The organism is Brevundimonas nasdae (assembly GCF_019395145.1).
GTDB classification, from domain to species: Bacteria; Pseudomonadota; Alphaproteobacteria; order Caulobacterales; family Caulobacteraceae; genus Brevundimonas; species Brevundimonas nasdae.
This window is the reverse complement of the sequence record NZ_CP080034.1, coordinates 2,052,728-2,066,959: the sequence shown is the minus strand read 5'-3', so window position 1 is coordinate 2,066,959 and position 14,232 is coordinate 2,052,728. Positions and strand designations below refer to the sequence as shown.

19 protein-coding genes are annotated in these 14,232 nt (G+C 66.9%); 11 read left to right on the top strand and 8 right to left on the bottom strand.

The annotated features are described in order from the left end of the window. Window positions 1–20 precede the first annotated feature (20 nt). Entirely contained in the window at window positions 21–1,025 is a 1,005-nt protein-coding gene (locus KWG56_RS10150; protein ID WP_201096836.1) for an HlyD family secretion protein, read from the top strand. A 191-nt stretch (window positions 1,026–1,216) separates the two neighbouring features. After that, window positions 1,217–2,335, top strand: a complete 1,119-nt coding sequence (locus KWG56_RS10145; protein WP_219354667.1) for an MFS transporter — start codon at window positions 1,217–1,219, stop codon at window positions 2,333–2,335. Here the strand turns inward: KWG56_RS10145 and KWG56_RS10140 are convergent. Together KWG56_RS10140 and KWG56_RS10135 are read right to left on the bottom strand one after the other, a co-directional pair. Next, window positions 2,324–3,121: a crotonase/enoyl-CoA hydratase family protein gene (locus tag KWG56_RS10140; RefSeq protein ID WP_219354666.1), complete on the bottom strand. Its 798-nt coding sequence runs from the start codon at window positions 3,119–3,121 to the stop codon at window positions 2,324–2,326. The two genes, KWG56_RS10145 and KWG56_RS10140, sit on opposite strands and share 12 nt — an antisense overlap. Window positions 3,122–3,237: 116 nt before the next feature. After that, window positions 3,238–3,390 carry a hypothetical protein gene (locus KWG56_RS10135; RefSeq protein ID WP_201096840.1) on the bottom strand — a complete coding sequence of 51 codons (153 nt, stop codon included), beginning with the start codon at window positions 3,388–3,390 and terminating at the stop codon, window positions 3,238–3,240. Window positions 3,391–3,547: 157 nt separating this feature from the next. Here KWG56_RS10135 and KWG56_RS10130 point away from each other — a divergent pair, with 157 nt between their 5' ends. Together KWG56_RS10130 and KWG56_RS10125 are read left to right on the top strand one after the other, a co-directional pair. Next, a complete protein-coding gene (locus KWG56_RS10130) occupies window positions 3,548–3,763 on the top strand; it encodes a DUF1289 domain-containing protein (protein WP_219354665.1) in 216 nt (71 codons plus the stop codon). Between the two features lie 91 nt (window positions 3,764–3,854). Next, window positions 3,855–4,391, top strand: a complete 537-nt coding sequence (locus KWG56_RS10125) for a retropepsin-like aspartic protease family protein (protein ID WP_219354664.1) — start codon at window positions 3,855–3,857, stop codon at window positions 4,389–4,391. Here the strand turns inward: KWG56_RS10125 and pgsA are convergent. After that, window positions 4,388–5,032 (bottom strand): CDP-diacylglycerol--glycerol-3-phosphate 3-phosphatidyltransferase, encoded by a 645-nt coding sequence (pgsA, locus tag KWG56_RS10120; protein ID WP_201096844.1) that lies wholly within the window; start codon window positions 5,030–5,032, stop codon window positions 4,388–4,390. The two genes, KWG56_RS10125 and pgsA, sit on opposite strands and share 4 nt — an antisense overlap. Window positions 5,033–5,100: 68 nt before the next feature. Next, window positions 5,101–5,721: a carbonic anhydrase gene (locus tag KWG56_RS10115; protein WP_219354663.1), complete on the bottom strand. Its 621-nt coding sequence runs from the start codon at window positions 5,719–5,721 to the stop codon at window positions 5,101–5,103. Window positions 5,722–5,791: 70 nt separating this feature from the next. On the opposite strand from KWG56_RS10115, the gene KWG56_RS10110 reads away from it, so the two are divergent. Together KWG56_RS10110 and KWG56_RS10105 are read left to right on the top strand one after the other, a co-directional pair. After that, complete coding sequence (locus tag KWG56_RS10110) at window positions 5,792–6,028, top strand: antitoxin (RefSeq protein WP_201096847.1); 237 nt, start codon at window positions 5,792–5,794, stop codon at window positions 6,026–6,028. A gap of 2 nt (window positions 6,029–6,030) precedes the next feature. Beyond that, on the top strand, window positions 6,031–6,417 hold the full coding sequence (locus KWG56_RS10105; protein WP_219354662.1) for a PIN domain-containing protein: 387 nt from the start codon (window positions 6,031–6,033) through the stop codon (window positions 6,415–6,417). 6 nt (window positions 6,418–6,423) lie between these two features. Here the strand turns inward: KWG56_RS10105 and uvrC are convergent, their stop codons facing one another. Beyond that, window positions 6,424–8,331 carry an excinuclease ABC subunit UvrC gene (gene uvrC / locus KWG56_RS10100; RefSeq protein ID WP_244999462.1) on the bottom strand — a complete coding sequence of 636 codons (1,908 nt, stop codon included), beginning with the start codon at window positions 8,329–8,331 and terminating at the stop codon, window positions 6,424–6,426. 48 nt (window positions 8,332–8,379) lie between these two features. Further along, window positions 8,380–8,853, bottom strand: coding sequence for an NUDIX domain-containing protein (locus tag KWG56_RS10095; protein WP_219354661.1), 474 nt, complete (start codon window positions 8,851–8,853; stop codon window positions 8,380–8,382). Between the two features lie 154 nt (window positions 8,854–9,007). Here KWG56_RS10095 and KWG56_RS10090 point away from each other — a divergent pair, with 154 nt between their 5' ends. The 5 genes from KWG56_RS10090 to KWG56_RS10070 all read left to right on the top strand — a co-directional run bounded on the left by KWG56_RS10090 (window position 9,008) and on the right by KWG56_RS10070 (window position 11,770). Continuing rightward, complete coding sequence (locus tag KWG56_RS10090; protein ID WP_219354660.1) at window positions 9,008–9,760, top strand: SDR family oxidoreductase; 753 nt, start codon at window positions 9,008–9,010, stop codon at window positions 9,758–9,760. Between the two features lie 4 nt (window positions 9,761–9,764). Next, window positions 9,765–10,163, top strand: a complete 399-nt coding sequence (gene folB / locus KWG56_RS10085; protein WP_201096856.1) for a dihydroneopterin aldolase — start codon at window positions 9,765–9,767, stop codon at window positions 10,161–10,163. An 88-nt stretch (window positions 10,164–10,251) separates the two neighbouring features. Beyond that, window positions 10,252–11,031 carry a hypothetical protein gene (locus KWG56_RS10080; protein ID WP_219354659.1) on the top strand — a complete coding sequence of 260 codons (780 nt, stop codon included), beginning with the start codon at window positions 10,252–10,254 and terminating at the stop codon, window positions 11,029–11,031. Between the two features lie 10 nt (window positions 11,032–11,041). Continuing rightward, a complete protein-coding gene (locus KWG56_RS10075; protein ID WP_219354658.1) occupies window positions 11,042–11,425 on the top strand; it encodes a hypothetical protein in 384 nt (127 codons plus the stop codon). Window positions 11,426–11,485: 60 nt separating this feature from the next. Beyond that, on the top strand, window positions 11,486–11,770 hold the full coding sequence (locus KWG56_RS10070) for a GNAT family N-acetyltransferase (RefSeq protein ID WP_219354657.1): 285 nt from the start codon (window positions 11,486–11,488) through the stop codon (window positions 11,768–11,770). Between the two features lie 12 nt (window positions 11,771–11,782). Here the strand turns inward: KWG56_RS10070 and KWG56_RS10065 are convergent, their stop codons facing one another. Beyond that, window positions 11,783–12,100, bottom strand: coding sequence for a hypothetical protein (locus KWG56_RS10065; protein ID WP_201096861.1), 318 nt, complete (start codon window positions 12,098–12,100; stop codon window positions 11,783–11,785). Between the two features lie 130 nt (window positions 12,101–12,230). Continuing rightward, complete coding sequence (gene mdoH / locus KWG56_RS10060; protein ID WP_219354656.1) at window positions 12,231–14,183, bottom strand: glucans biosynthesis glucosyltransferase MdoH; 1,953 nt, start codon at window positions 14,181–14,183, stop codon at window positions 12,231–12,233. Window positions 14,184–14,232 lie beyond the last annotated feature (49 nt).

The following is a 14,232-nucleotide window of genomic DNA, read 5'->3' as shown; positions in this document are numbered from 1 at the left end:
CCCTTAGGACGAAACGCCCAATGCCCGGCTTCCTGAAGAAAAAACGCACATGGTTCGGCCTGCTGCTGGTGATCGTGCTGGGGGTCGGCTTCATGCTGTTCCAGTCCGCCGCCAAGACCAAGAAGGAAGAACAGGCCAAGGCCGCCGCCACCAAGGTCGAGAGCCCCTATGCGGCCATCGCCAACGGCAAGGTCGATGTCGAGGGCGGCATTATCCAGATCGCAGCCCGTCGCGGCGGCATCGTCCGTGAGGTGCTGGTCCAGGAAGGCGAGCGCGTCACCGCAGGCCAGATCCTGGCCCGCCAGGAAGACGATGAACCGCGTCTGGCCGTGCAGAGCGCCGCCGCCGCCGTGGCCCAGGCCGAAAGCCAGTTGAACCAGATCCGCGTCGACATCCGCACCGCCCAGCGCGAGCAGGAGCGTCTGCAGCGTCTGGCCGCCACCAACTTCGTCGCCGCCCAGCGTGTCGATCAGGCGGCGGACGCCGTGGCCACGGCCCAGGCCCGCATGGGTTCGCAGGTCGCTGCGGTCCAGACCGCCCGCGCCCAACTGGATCAGGCCCGCTATAATCAGGAACTGACGGTCATCCGCGCGCCCAGCGCCGGCCGGATCGTTCGCCGCTACGCCAACCCCGGCGCCGGCGCCTCGACCCTGAACGTCTCGACCATGTTCGACCTGGAGCCCGACGCCCCGCGCATCGTCCGCGCCGAAGTGGTCGAAAGCGACCTGCCGAACCTGACCGACGGTCAAGCGGTCGAGATCAGCCCCGAGGGCGATTCCAGCAAGATCTACATCGGCACGGTGCTGCGCCGTGCGGCGGTGTTCGGCGCCCGCAAACTGGCTTCCGACGATCCGTCGCAACGCACCGACGAGCGCGTGGTCGAGGTCGTGGCCTCGGCTGGCGATGCGCCGCTGCTGATCGGCCAGCGGGTTCTGGTCAAGTTCATGAAGCCCGGCGAGACGGCGGGCGCCAAGCGCCAGGCGACGACCGGCGTCGGCCCGGCCCAGGCGATGCGTTCGCAATAAGCAGGGTCCGAAGACCTGAAGACAGAAGAGGCGGCCGGGCGCGACCCCGGCCGCCTTTTCTTTTGCCGTGTGAGGCCGGGGATCATCAGCCTGTGAGTTTTTCGCACAGGGCGCGGCCCTGAAACTCGATTTCCGCGCGGCGCGGCCTGCGGCATCTCCGGGCGATGTCTTCTGTTCGTATGATTGTTCTCGTGCTTGGCCTGGGCCAGGCGGTGGCCTTCGCCTCCAGCTATTATCTTCTGGGCGTCATGGCCGATCCTGCGGCGGCGGCGCTGGGGATCGGCACAGGGCCGGTGTTTCTGGCGCTTTCCGGCGCCTTTCTGGTCTCCGCCGTCCTGACGCCCTATGCGGGCCAGGCGATTGAGCGTGTCGGCGGGGCGCGGGTGCTGGCGGCGTCAAACCTGGCCTTCGTCGTCGCCCTTCTGATGATGGCCGTCGCGCCGCATCCGCTGGTCCTGTGCCTTGGCGTGGTGCTGTTGGGCGTCGGCATGGCGGCGGGTCTTTACGGCACGGCATTCGCCGTTCTGGTCGAGATGCAGGGGCAGGGCGCGCGGCGCGCGATCGCGGCGGTGTCCCTGCTGGGCGCCTTGGGCGGGGCGCTGGGCTGGCCGATCAGCCGCGAGGTGCTGGACCTGGCGGGCTGGCGCGCCGTGTTCGGCTTCTGGGCGGCCCTGCATCTGTTCGTCTGCCTGCCGATCGCCCTGACGATCCTGCCCCAGCACAAGGGGCAGATGAAGGCGGCGGTTGATGTGTCGACGATACGCTGGAGCCCGACCATGATCCGCATGGCGATCTTCTTCGCCGGGGCTTGGGCGGTGGCCTCGGCCATGGCGGCGCACCTGCCGCGCCTGCTGGTCGATCTGGGCATGACGGTGGAGCGCGCGGCCTGGGCGGCGGGTCTGATGGCGGCCAGCGCCATGGCGGTGCGCCTGCTGGACATCACCGTGCTGCACCGCTCGCATCCGATCCTGACGGCGCGGCTGGCCACACTGTTCCACCCGACAGGAGCCCTGCTGGCGGTCCTGCTCGGTGCAGTCGGTGCGCCCCTGGTGGCGGTGGGGCAGGGCTTGGCTAACGGGTTCCTGTCCGTGGCCTCCGGCGCTCTGCCTCTGAAGGTGTTCGGAGCTGAGCGGTACGGGATGCGGCAGGCGCTGATCCTGACGCCCGCCCGCTATGTTCAGGCAGCGGCCCCCGCCGTCTATGCCGTGGCCCTGAATGTATCGCCGGGCGTGGCGCTGGCGCTCAGCAGTGCGATCTGCCTTGGCATGTTCGCGCTCAGCTTCAGCTTCCGCGACGCTTCACCGGCCTGAGAAGTCGCCGGGGCGTTTCTCCAGCACGGCGGCGACGCCTTCCTGATGGTCTTCGGTCATGTGAGCGATGGCCTGCATGGCGGCCGAAAGCTCCAGGATCTGCTCGAACGTCTGGTCGCGCCCCTGCCGCATCAGGGTCTTGGCCATGCGCAGGGCCTGGGACGGCTGGGCGGCGATCTGGGCGGCGGTGGTCAGGGTCTCCTGCATCAACCGCTCATGCGGCACGACGCGGTTGACCAGCCCCCAGCGCTCGGCCGTCTCGGCGTCGATGCTGCGGCCGGTGAACAGCATTTCCGCCGCGCGGGCGTATCCCACATCGCGCGGCAGGCGCCACGCCCCGCCGTCGCCGGGAATAATGCCCAGTTTCAGGAACGGCACGCCGAAGCTGGCGCGGTCCGAGGCGATGCGGATGTCGGCGGTGGTGGCGATGCCGCAGCCCAGGCCCATGGCGGGGCCGTTCACCGCCGACACCAGCGGCATTTCCAGATCATACAGCGACCGCACGATGCGGTGGACGATGCGGCGATAGCGGACGCGAATCTCGGCGCCCGATCCTTCGAACAGGTCGCGCTTGTCGCGCATGGCCGTCAGGTCGCCGCCTGCGGAAAAGGCCCGACCGGCCCCGGTCAGGACCACGCATTTTACGGATGGGTCGGCGTTGGCGCGGGCGCAGGCGTTGGCGAACTCATCGCCATCCGTCATGTCGGGCAGGGCGTTCAGGCGCGCCTCGCGGTTCAGGGTCCAGATCAGGATGTCGCCCTGTCTGTCTTCAGCGATCAGGCCCATGCGTCGTCTCCGTGTCTGGGAGCCGTCATCGGCCAGCGCCGTCGCGTCACGCAAGCCCGGAATTGCAAAAGCCCCGGATAAGACCGGGGCTTCCTGGCTGTCAGCCCTTCAGGCCGTCAGCGTTTCTTGATCGTATAGGGTACGAAGTTGGACGGATGGCTGACCACCCGATTGGAGTTGGACGGCATCTGCCGCGTGTTCACCAGCATCCCGCCCCACAGGGCGAAGGACATCATGGCGTGTTGGAGGTTACGCTCCTTATCGTTCATCTTGGCGTCTCCTTTCGCAGAACGATGAAAAGAGACACGTCGTACCAATGGGGATTCCACCCTCAGTCGTTTCGCGTCAGAACCCAAGATAGTCAGTTTCGCAAAAAATGCAAATTTATCGCTCAGCATTCGGAGTAAATTTTGTGACAGTGTCACGATGACCGAGCCCGCCGTCCGCCCTGCGCCGCCCAAGGCGATCGCCACGCCCTGCGTGATGGTGTGCGCCGTCGATGGCGAAAGCGGCCTGTGTCTGGGCTGTTTTCGGACGTTGAAAGAGATCGCCGGATGGCGCGCGCTGACGGATGATGAACGGGCGGCGGTCATGGCGGACCTGCCGTCGCGGCGCTCGCAGGTCGATCCGTCCAAGCTTTAAGGTTTCATCAGCCAAGTCGCTTCACGGCATCCCAACCTCGGGCGCCTAGAACGGCGATGTCGCGTCTTGCGATGCAGCCACAGCGCCTTTGATGATCCGTGTCGATTTCCAGTCTGCAGCCGTTCTCAGCGGGGCCTTGCTCGCCGCGTTCAGCACGGCCCTGGTCATTCGTCACCTCGAAGGCGGCGGAGAGGCGCTGGCGGCTTCCGCTCCGATCCCGGTCGTCCAGGCTCAGGCCACGGTCCTGGAGCCTGCCACAGGCCGTCCCGCACAGGTCATGCGCGCCGCTGACGGTCACTACTGGGCACAGGCCCGCATCGACGGCCATGCGGTGCGCGTGCTGGTGGACACCGGCGCCAGTCTGGTCGCCCTGACGCGCGACGACGCCCGGCGGCTGGGCGTTAATCCGGCCCCTTCAGATTTCACCGGCAAGGTTCAGACGGCGTCGGGCATGGTGCGGGCGGCGCCGGTTGAACTGTCTTCGGTGTCCGTGTCGGGCGCGCGGATCGACAAGGTTCAGGCCCTCGTGTTCGAAGACGGCCTGTCCTATTCGCTGCTGGGCATGAGCTACCTGGGGCGGCTGTCGGCGTTCGAAGCCACCCCGGCGGGTCTGACGCTAAGGCCCTAAAGATCCTGCATCTGACGGCGGGCTTCGCGGAAATACTGCCAGCCGGTCCACAGGGTGATCACGGCGGCGAACCAGATCAGGAAGACCGCAAAGGTTTCAAACGCCGGTTGCCACGACAAGGGTGAGCCATCCTCGTTCTGCAGGCCGAAACCGCTCCACAACAGGGTCAGCTGCAGGGCGGCCAGCGCCACCATCTGAACCGTGGTCTTCCACTTGGCCGCCAGGGTCACGGGCAGTTCGATGCGGCCCGCCATGGTTTCGCGCAGGGCCGAAACTGCAAACTCGCGGAACAGGATCAGGCCGCAGGGCAGGGCGATGCCGGGCAGGGAGCCAGAGGCCAGCACGCCCAGAATGGCGCCGGTGATCAGAACCTTGTCGGCGATGGGGTCCAGAATTGCGCCCCAGCGCGTGGTCGAGTTCCAGCGTCGCGCCAGGAAGCCGTCGACCCAGTCGGTCGAGGCGGCGATGACGAAGATCCAGAAGGCCCACACCCCAAACTGCAATTGGGTGTCGGGCGACAGCCAGGCGTCCAGCGCGCCGGGCGCCGCCCCCGCCAGCATGGCGAACATCACCACCCCGGCGAACAGTCGGATGCCCGTCAGGATGTTCGGGATCGGATTAATATGGTGGCCGGTGCTCATCGTCATGTCCGTTGCAACCCGCCGGGTGTCGCATGGTTCGGCGATCAGGCCAATGTTCAGGCCAATGTTCAGGTCAGGGGTTCGAACCTGGGCTTGTCCGTCAGGGCGCGCAGCACGCCGTCGGCGATGCCGAAATGCAGGCCGCTGAGCGTCAGGTCGCCTGCCGCCTCGCGTTCGGCGATCCAGGGGAAGGTGCGCAGATTGCGGATCGACAGGCGCACGATGGCCTCTTCCGCCGCGCGCTCCACTTCGTGCGCATCGACGGTTTCGGCGACATGGCGCACGACCGGCGTGCCCTGCGCCACCCAGGGGGCGACGAAGTCCGCGCAGTTGTCGGGCGCGCCGTTCAGCATGGCGTTGACCCCGCCGCAGTGGGCGTGGCCCATGACCACGATGCGGCGCACGTTCAGAACCTTGACTCCGAACTCCAGCGCCGCAGACACGCCGTGCAGCAGGCCGTCAGGCTCATAAGGCGGCACAAGATTGGCCACGTTGCGGACCACGAACAACTCGCCCGGCTTGGCGTCGAAGATCAGGGCCGGGTCGGCGCGGCTGTCGGAACAGGCCACGATCAGGGTGTGCGGCTTCTGGCCCTTGACCAGCGCCTCATACTCCGCGTGGGCGGCAGGCCAATGTTCGGCGCGGAAGCGGTGATAGCCGGCGGTCAGTTCGTCTTCGGATGCGCTCATGCGGCATTCTCTAGCGCCTTGGGCGACGGCAAGAAATCGTGTATACGCGTATATACGAAAGGAGCGCCTCATGACTGTGACCAGCCGAACCTTCCGCAGCGGCAATAGCGACGCCGTACGCCTGCCCAAGGAGATTTCGTTCGGTCCGGGCGTCGAGGTCGAGATCGAGCGCAAGGGCGATGTGGTGACGATCTCACCCAAGAGAAAATCCGTGAAGGAGATGCTGGCCAAGCTGCGCAGCCTGCCCAAGCCGTCCAGCATCGGCGTGCGCGAAGAGGTCGAAATCCCCGATCGGTCCGGCCTTTAAACGTGGCCTATCTGCTCGACACCACTGTCGCCATTCACCTGCGGGACGGCGACGATGAGATCGACGCACGCGTGGACGCCCTGGCGCCTCCGCTCTTGCTGTCGGTCGTCAGTCGGATCGAACTGGAGGCTGGCCTTGTCCGCCCAGATCGCGATGCTCAGGATCGGGCGCGCCGACTGGACGCGTTGCTGGACGTCGTGCCGGTGCTTCCATTTGGTTCGGCGGAGGCCCTGGCCTATCGCCAAATCATCGCGGCCTGCGGCTTCTCGCGCTGCAAGGTGCTTGATCGCATGATCGCGGCCCAGGCCCTGGTGGCGGGGGCGGTTCTGGTGACGCGGAAAGGCGATGATTTCCGCGATGTTCCGGGGCTGACCCTGCTGGAGTGGTGAGGGCGGTCAGCTCTTGCGGAAGAAGGCGTGGATGCGTTCGGCCAGGGGCTGGCTGATGCCGTCCACCTTGATCAGATCGGACACAGAGGCGCGGCCCACGCCCTTGGCCGATCCGAAGGCGTGCAGCAGGGCCTTCTTGCGGCCGGGGCCGACGCCTTCGATCTCGTCCAGCGGGTTCTTCTTGATGTCCATCGAGCGGCGCTTGGCGTGGGCGCCGTTGGCGAAACGGTGGGCCTCGTCACGCAGCCGCTGCAGATAATAGAGGGCGGGCGACTTCAGCGGCAGCATGAAGGGCGCCTTGCCGGGCATGAAGAACTTCTCCATCCCCGCATCGCGATCCGGCCCCTTGGCCACGCCGACCACGGCGATGTCGTCGACGCCCATCTCGGCCATCACAGCCAGAACCTCGGCCAACTGCCCCGCGCCGCCGTCGATCAGCAGCAGGTCAGGGCGCACGGCGTCCTCGCCTTCCTCCTCGTCCTTGACCAGTCGGGCGAAGCGGCGGCGCATCACCTCGCGCATCATGCCGTAGTCGTCGCCGGGCGTCAGGTCTTCGCCGCGAATGTTGAACTTGCGGTACTGGGATTTCTGGAAGCCGTCCGGTCCCGCCACCACCATGCCGCCCACAGCATTTGTCCCCTGGATATGGGCGTTGTCGTAGATTTCGATCCGCTCGGGCCGGGCGTCCAGACCGAAGGCCTCGCACACCTCGTCCAGGATTTTGCCCTGGGCCGAGCTTTCGGCCAGACGACGCCCCAAAGCCTCGCGCGCATTGGTCAGGGCGTGGTCGACCAGCGCCAGTTTCTCGCCGCGCTGGGGCCGCACGATCTCGATCTTGCGCTCCGCCTTCATCGAGAAGGCCTCCTCCAGCAGCTCCAACTCATGCGGGCGGACGTTGGACAGGATCAGGCGCGGGATCGGCTTGTCCTCGTAGAACTGGCCCAGGAAGGCGGCCAGAATCTCCGGGTCGGTGTCGGTCTTGTCCACGCGCGGGAAATAGGCCCGCCCGCCCCAGTTCTGGCCCGCGCGATAGAAGAAGACCTGCACGCAGGCCTGTCCGCCGTCGGTGTGCAGGGCGAAGACGTCGCCTTCCGCCACGCTGTCGGCGCTGACCGAGTTCTCCATCGAAATGGCCGACAGCGCGCGAATGCGGTCGCGCACGCGGGCCGCCTGTTCAAAGTCCATCTCGTCCGACGCCGCCTGCATTTCGCCGGACAGGCGGCTGATGACGGCGCGCGACTTGCCGCGCAGGAAGGCCTCGGCCTCGGTGACCAGTTCGCCGTAGTCCTCCAGCGAGATCAGGCCGGTGCAGGGCGCCGAGCAGCGCTTGATCTGGTGCAGCATGCAGGGCCGCGTGCGGGTCTCATAGACGCTGTCCGAGCATGATCGCAGCAGGAAGGCCTTCTGCAATGTGTTCAGCGTCCGGTTCACCGCCCAGGTCGAGGCGAAGGGGCCGAAATACTGACCCGGCGTCGTATGGGCGCCGCGATGTTTCCTGATCTGCGGGGCGCGATGGTCGCTGCGGATCATCAGTTCGGCGAAGGACTTGTCGTCGCGCAGCAGGACGTTGAAACGCGGCTTCAGCTTCTTGATGAAGTTGGATTCCAGCAGCAGGGCCTCGGTCTCGGACGCCGTGACCACCAGCTCCATCGACCGGGTCTGCGACACCATCAGGCCGATGCGCTGGGTGTGGAAGCGGCCTTGCGCATACTGGATGATGCGCTTCTTCAGCGACTTGGCCTTGCCGACGTACAGGCACGAGCCGTCCTCGCCATACATGCGATAGACGCCCGGCTTGTCCGGCGCGCGCCGGGCCTCGTCTGCGATCAGGGCGGCGGCGGCCAGAGGCGCGGCTTGCGGTTGCGCCGCTTCAGCGGTCGTCGTGTCAGGAATCGGGGGATCGCTCGAAATCATCGCGCCCTATATAGGCGCGCCCGCTCACAGACGCGATTGAGAAGCCGGTCACCACAGGGCGTCGGCGGGTCGTCCCTTGAAGATCTCCTCGATCCGCGCCCGCGTGGCCCGGTGAGTGTCGTCGGGCAGGGCGTCGGGATGGAACCAGCCGATCTCGGCGATCTCGCCATGACTGGTTCGCTCGCCCATGTCGAAAGCGTCGATGCGGAAGACGACGACATGATCGCCGGGAAAGAACCGCTCGTTGGAATGGACGGATAGCAGTGTTGGCTCGCCGCGTGCGATCAGACCGCCTTCCTCACGCAGTTCGCGCACCACGGCGGCCTGGGTCGTTTCGCCTCTATCAACCCCGCCGCCCGGCAGCCACCAGCCCGCCAGATAGGTGTGTTTGACCAGCAGCACGCGCCCGTCGCCATCCACCGCCACGCCCCGCACGCCCAGCGTCTTGCCCCGCGTCAGCCGGGACCAGGCGAAGAACAGCGGGCGGGTGAAGGGTTCGACGTGCCGGCGCCAGGTGGTCATGAGGCGAGCATGACGGGGTTATCGCGGCTTGAACAGCGCGCCGCTCCGCTTTAATCGGGGTGGAACGAACAGGAGCATCCCATGCTGGCTCTCGGCATCATCTTCGCCTTCATCGCCGTCTTCGCGGCCATCAACTATTTCGAGTTCGGTCGGGTTGACTGAACCGTCGGTGCGGGGCGTCGCGCTGGTCACGGGCGGGGCGCGCAGGATCGGAAGAACGATCTGCCTGACGCTGGCCAAGGCCGGCTTCGACGTGGCGATCCACCACCATGCCTCGGGCGACGAGGCACAATCCCTGGCCGATGAGATCGCGGGCATGGGACGTCGCGCCTGTCTGCTGCAGGCCGACCTGAAGGATGAGGCCCGCGTGCGCGGCCTGATCCCCGCCGCCAATGCGGCGCTGGGGCCGGTGACGGTCTTGGTCAACAACGCCTCGGTGTTTCAGGACGACCGGATCGGCGGCCTGACCCGCGAAAGCTGGGACACCCATATCGAAACCAATCTGCGGGCGCCCCTGGTTCTGGCGGAAGCCTTCACCGTCCAGACGAGCCAAGGCGTCATCATCAATCTGCTGGACCAGAAGGTGCTGAAGCCGGACCCGCGCTTCTTCTCCTACAGCCTGTCTCGCAACGGCCTTTGGTGGGCGACCCAGACCCTGGCCCAGGCGCTGGCGCCGGGCATCCGCGTCAATGGGGTGGGGCCGGGGCCGACCCTGCCGTCGATCCACCAGACGCCCGAAGAATTCGCCGCCGAAGCGCGCGGCACCCTGCTGGAAACCCCCGGCAGTCCCGAGGCGGTCGCCGACGCCGTGCTGTGGCTCATTGACGCCCGCATGGTGACGGGCCAGATGATCGCCGTCGACGGGGGCCAGCATCTGGCCTGGCGCACCCCCGACATCCAGGAGTAGCCGCGTGGTCCAGTCGTCGTCGGTGTCGCCGTTTCCGGCGGATGAGCCGCTGCGTTACGAACGTCTGAGCGTCTTTGTGCGCGGGTTGGAGGTCGAGGCCGGGATCGGCGTCTATGACCACGAGCAGGGGCGTCTTCAGCGCCTGGTCATCGACGTGTCGCTGGAGCTGGAGCCGAAACCCATCGAACGGCTGGGCGACACCATCAACTATGAAACCGTGGCCAACGCCGCGCGCGCCATCGCCGCCGAGGGTCATATCGGCCTGGTCGAAACCTTCGCCGAACGTCTGGCGCGGGCCTGTCTGGACGATCGGCGGGTCCAGAAGGCGACCGTGCGGATCGAAAAGCCGGGCGCTTTGCAGGCCGTGATCGCGCCGGGCTGCGAGATCGTGCTGTCTCGCTAACGTCTGATCGGTTGCGCCTGGCCCGCGACCCGGCCATTGTCGCTTGCGAATCCCAGCCGCGAGCGGCGTGAGAAAGCGTTCGATACCCATGGCCGAACCCGGCGATCCGAAAGGCCCAGCGGGCGTAAACCACGATCAGGATCTGGATGATCTGGTCGGCTTTGCATCGCCGCGCGCCTTGGCGGGCCGACCGCGTGAGGCGCAGTCTGACGCCATCATCACCCCCGTGTTCACGCCGACCGACGACCCGGTCGATGAGCGGGAGCCGGACCTGTTTGATCCCCCTGAGCCTGCGCCCCTGACCCCGGCCTTCGCGGAACCGGTTGAGCCGCTGGAGCCGGGGCCGTTCGACCGGACGGAAACCTTCGGCGCGCCGCTTGAAACGCGGTTCTCGGCGGACCGCAAGCGTCGGGTGCGCGCCCAGACCGAACCTCAGACCCAGTTTCAGCCGGACCGTCCGGTTCCGTCGGCCGCTCCGGTCGCGGCGATGCGTGAGGCGCTGGCGCGTGAAGAACAGGCGGAGCGCAAGGCGTCCGCCCCGGCTGCGCCCATGGGCCTGTACGCCATCTATGTGCTGATCCTTCTGGCGGTGCCGACCTTCGGCGCCTCTGCGGTTCTGGCTCTGCTGGCGGTGACGGTCCGGCGGGCGTCGGACGACGCCCTGGCGCGGAGCCATTTCATCTATCAGCAGCGCACCCTGTGGATCGCGGCGGTGACGGCGGTGGTCGGCGCCCTGCTGGTGGTCGTCAATGTCGGGGTTTTCGTCCTGTTCCTGCTGGCGCTGTGGGTGCTGGCGCGCGCGGCCTCCGGCGTCTGGAAGCTGAAGGACGGCAAGCCCGTCGCCAATCCGCGCACCCTGCTGTTCTGACGGAGCGATCATGACGACCCAGCCCAACTTCACATCGGGCCAGGAGCCAGAGGGCAAGGTCGGCGCCCTGATCGCCTGGGCTCTGTTCCTGTTGTCGATCCCCAGCGCGAATGTGCTGGTTCTGGTCGGGCTGGTCGTTTCCTATGTCACGCGCAATACGGCGGTGGGCGTGGCGCGCCAGCATATCGAGGCGCAGATCGCCCTGTTCTGGTCCGTCTTCTGGTGGACCATCGCCGCATGGGTCGCGATCATCGTCAGCGCCATCGCCTCAGTCGTGCTGGTCGGCATTCCCTTCCTGATCCTGTCCCTGCTGATCTGGTTCCTGATCAGCGTCTGGTTCACGGTGAAAAGCGCGCTGGGACTGATCAACCTGCTGCAGAACAAGCCTATCTGACGCACCCGCCCGATGGAACGTCCCTCCGCCCCGTCTGTTGATGGCTCGAAGGAGTTCATCATGGGTCAGTTCAAGGACGATGCGATCGAAAACCGCTTCGAGCAGGATTTCGACGGGGATGCGGGCGCGGGCAAGGTTTGGGCGGACTACGCCGTTCGCGGCGGCGCCCGCATGATCCTGCACGTCGAGGCGGAGAAGGGGCTGCGCGGTTCAGGCGCGGCGGCCAAGTTCATGCAGTCGATGGCGGAATACGCCCGCGAGAAGGGGCTGATGCTGTTCCCGCGCTGCAGCTACGCCGTGGCCTGGCACAAGCGCCACCCGGACTATGACGACGTGCTGGCCTGAGGGCGCAGATCGTCAGCCGATGCGGTTGACGATGGTCTTGATGGTCTCGGCCCGCGTCGGCAGGTCGGCGGCGATGCGCGAGGCGATCTCACGGGCGCCGACCGGATAGGCGTCGCCGCCGCCAGCGATTTCCTTGGCCTTTTCGGCGGCCTGGAGCAGCAGGCGCTCCAGCTGCTCGATCTCTTCCAAGGCCAGGGCATGGGCTTCAAGCTGCAGGCGTTTGACGCGTTCGCCCGTCGTCTCAGGCGCGCGCATCAGGTCGTAGATGGCGGCTTCGGTTCCGACCAGGCGAAGGTCGGGCTTGGCGTCTGATCCGGTCTTCTTAGTCATGGAATCGGCTCCTTCTAATCGCGAGCCCTGACAAGGTGCGTGTTCCCGCGCGCGCCGTCGAGCGGCGGTTTAACGGTTGTGTCCGCTCTGTGGCCGCGACGCATCGTTTTTCACCGGTTTGGCGACCTTTTTACAGTTCAGGCGCGCGGGCCGGGACCATGGCCGGGGCGACGACGGGGGCCAGGACGCCGCCCGCGACGGCGCGCAGGGGCGAGCGGGGCGTGTGCAGCACGGCCGGATTGACGCTGACGCCGTCCTGAGCCGGGGTCACCAGGAAGCCCTTGGCCGCTAGCCTGTCGCCCGAGCGCACGCGCGAGGTCCACACTGAGATCGGCGCGGCCAGCAGCAGCGGCAGGACGATGGGGGCGAACCAAGTCGCCAGGTCGGGGCGGACGCACAGGGGAATGATGAAGGCCACGCCGGCGGCCATCTGCCAGCGCATGGCGCGGAAGGCGTCGGACCAGGCCAGGCCGTCGGCCTCACGCTGCTGGGCGGTCCAGCCGGCGTCGTGGCCGGACAGGATCTGGATGAAGGCCTTGGTGTTGGCGACCATCAGTATGGGGGCAAGGATGGCCGACAGGGCGATCTCGGCGGCCATGCCCTTGGCGATGGCGCGGCGTCCGCCGAAGGCGCGGCGTTCGGCCGGGCGGCTCAGCACCAGGGCGGCGCCCATGAACTTGGGCCCGATCAGCAGCACGCCCGACAGGAAGGACGCCAGCATGAAGGGCGTGAACTGCGGGTTCAGGATGTAGAAGAAGCTGGTCCAGTCCACCGGATAGAACATCTGGATGAACAGGCCGACCATCAGCGACGCCAGCCACAGGGGCGACGACAGATAGGCCATGCAGCCCATCACCAGCTGCAGGCGGCTCATGGGCGACAGGCCCTTGGCGCCGATCAGGCCCAGGTGCTGCAGGTTGCCCTGGAACCAGCGGTGATCGCGACGGATGAAATCGGTGATCGAGGGCGGGGTCTCCTCCCACGATCCGTCCAGGGCGGCGGTGACGTGCACGGCCCAGCCCGCGCGGCGGATCAGGGCGGCCTCGACCACGTCATGGCTCAGGATATGGCCGCCGAAGGGCTTCTTGCCCTTGAGCGACGGCAGGCCGCAGCAGGCCGCGAAGGCGCGCGTGCGGATGATGGCGTTGTGGCCCCAGTAGCTGGATTCCGAACCGGTCCAGTAGGCCAGGCCCGCGGCGGCGACGCGGCCGTACAGGCGCACGCTGTACTGTGACACGCGGGCGAAGATGGTGCGGGCCTTGATGATGACCGGGGCGGTCTGGATCATGCCGACGCCGGGGTTGCGCTCCATGGCGTCAACCATGCGCAGCAGGGTCTCGCCCGCCATTGTGCTGTCGGCGTCCAGAACGATCATGTTCTCATAGGCGGCGCCGAAGCGACGGATCCACTCCGACAGGTTGCCGACCTTGCGTTCGGCATTGTCGGTGCGGCGGCGATAGAAGGCCTTGGACCCCGCGTTCATGCGGAAGGACTGGAACACCGACAGTTCAGAGGTGATCGCCTCTTCCTTGGTCGAGTCGCTCAGCACGAAGATGTCGAAGGCGGCCGAGGCGCCGAGACGCGCCAGCGAGGCGTCGATCTGGGCCAGGCGCGCAAACGAGGCGCGGGCGTCTTCGTTGTACAGCGGCATCAGCAGGGCGGTGCGGGTGCGCGGCGTCTGCGGGTGGGCGGCGAACATCAGGTCGGCCTGGTCCTTGCCGCGCAGCATGACGACCAGACCCATCAGGCCGCTGACGAACCAGCAGGAGATGGCGGTGATCAGAACCATGAAGATGCCGAAGGCCAGCATCTCGGTGCCGTCCCAGCCTTCACGGGCGTACAGATAGAAGGGGGCGATAGCCGACAGACCGGCCATGAACAGGGTTCCGGCCAGCAGCATCAGTCGACGCATGGCGATGTTGCGCGGCGAGGTGACCGGCGTGACCGATCCCGCCGAGGCGGTCGTGTCCGTCAGCGACTGGCGCGGCATCTCCAGGGGGGCTTCGTCAGGCAGCCAGGCCCAGGGTGCGATCGTCTTCTGGATGTCGGCGTGTTCGACAGCGCGGATAGACAGCTTGGTCATGCCGTTCAAGATGCCCCCTGATGACCATTCGTCGTCCGGAAGGCGGGGC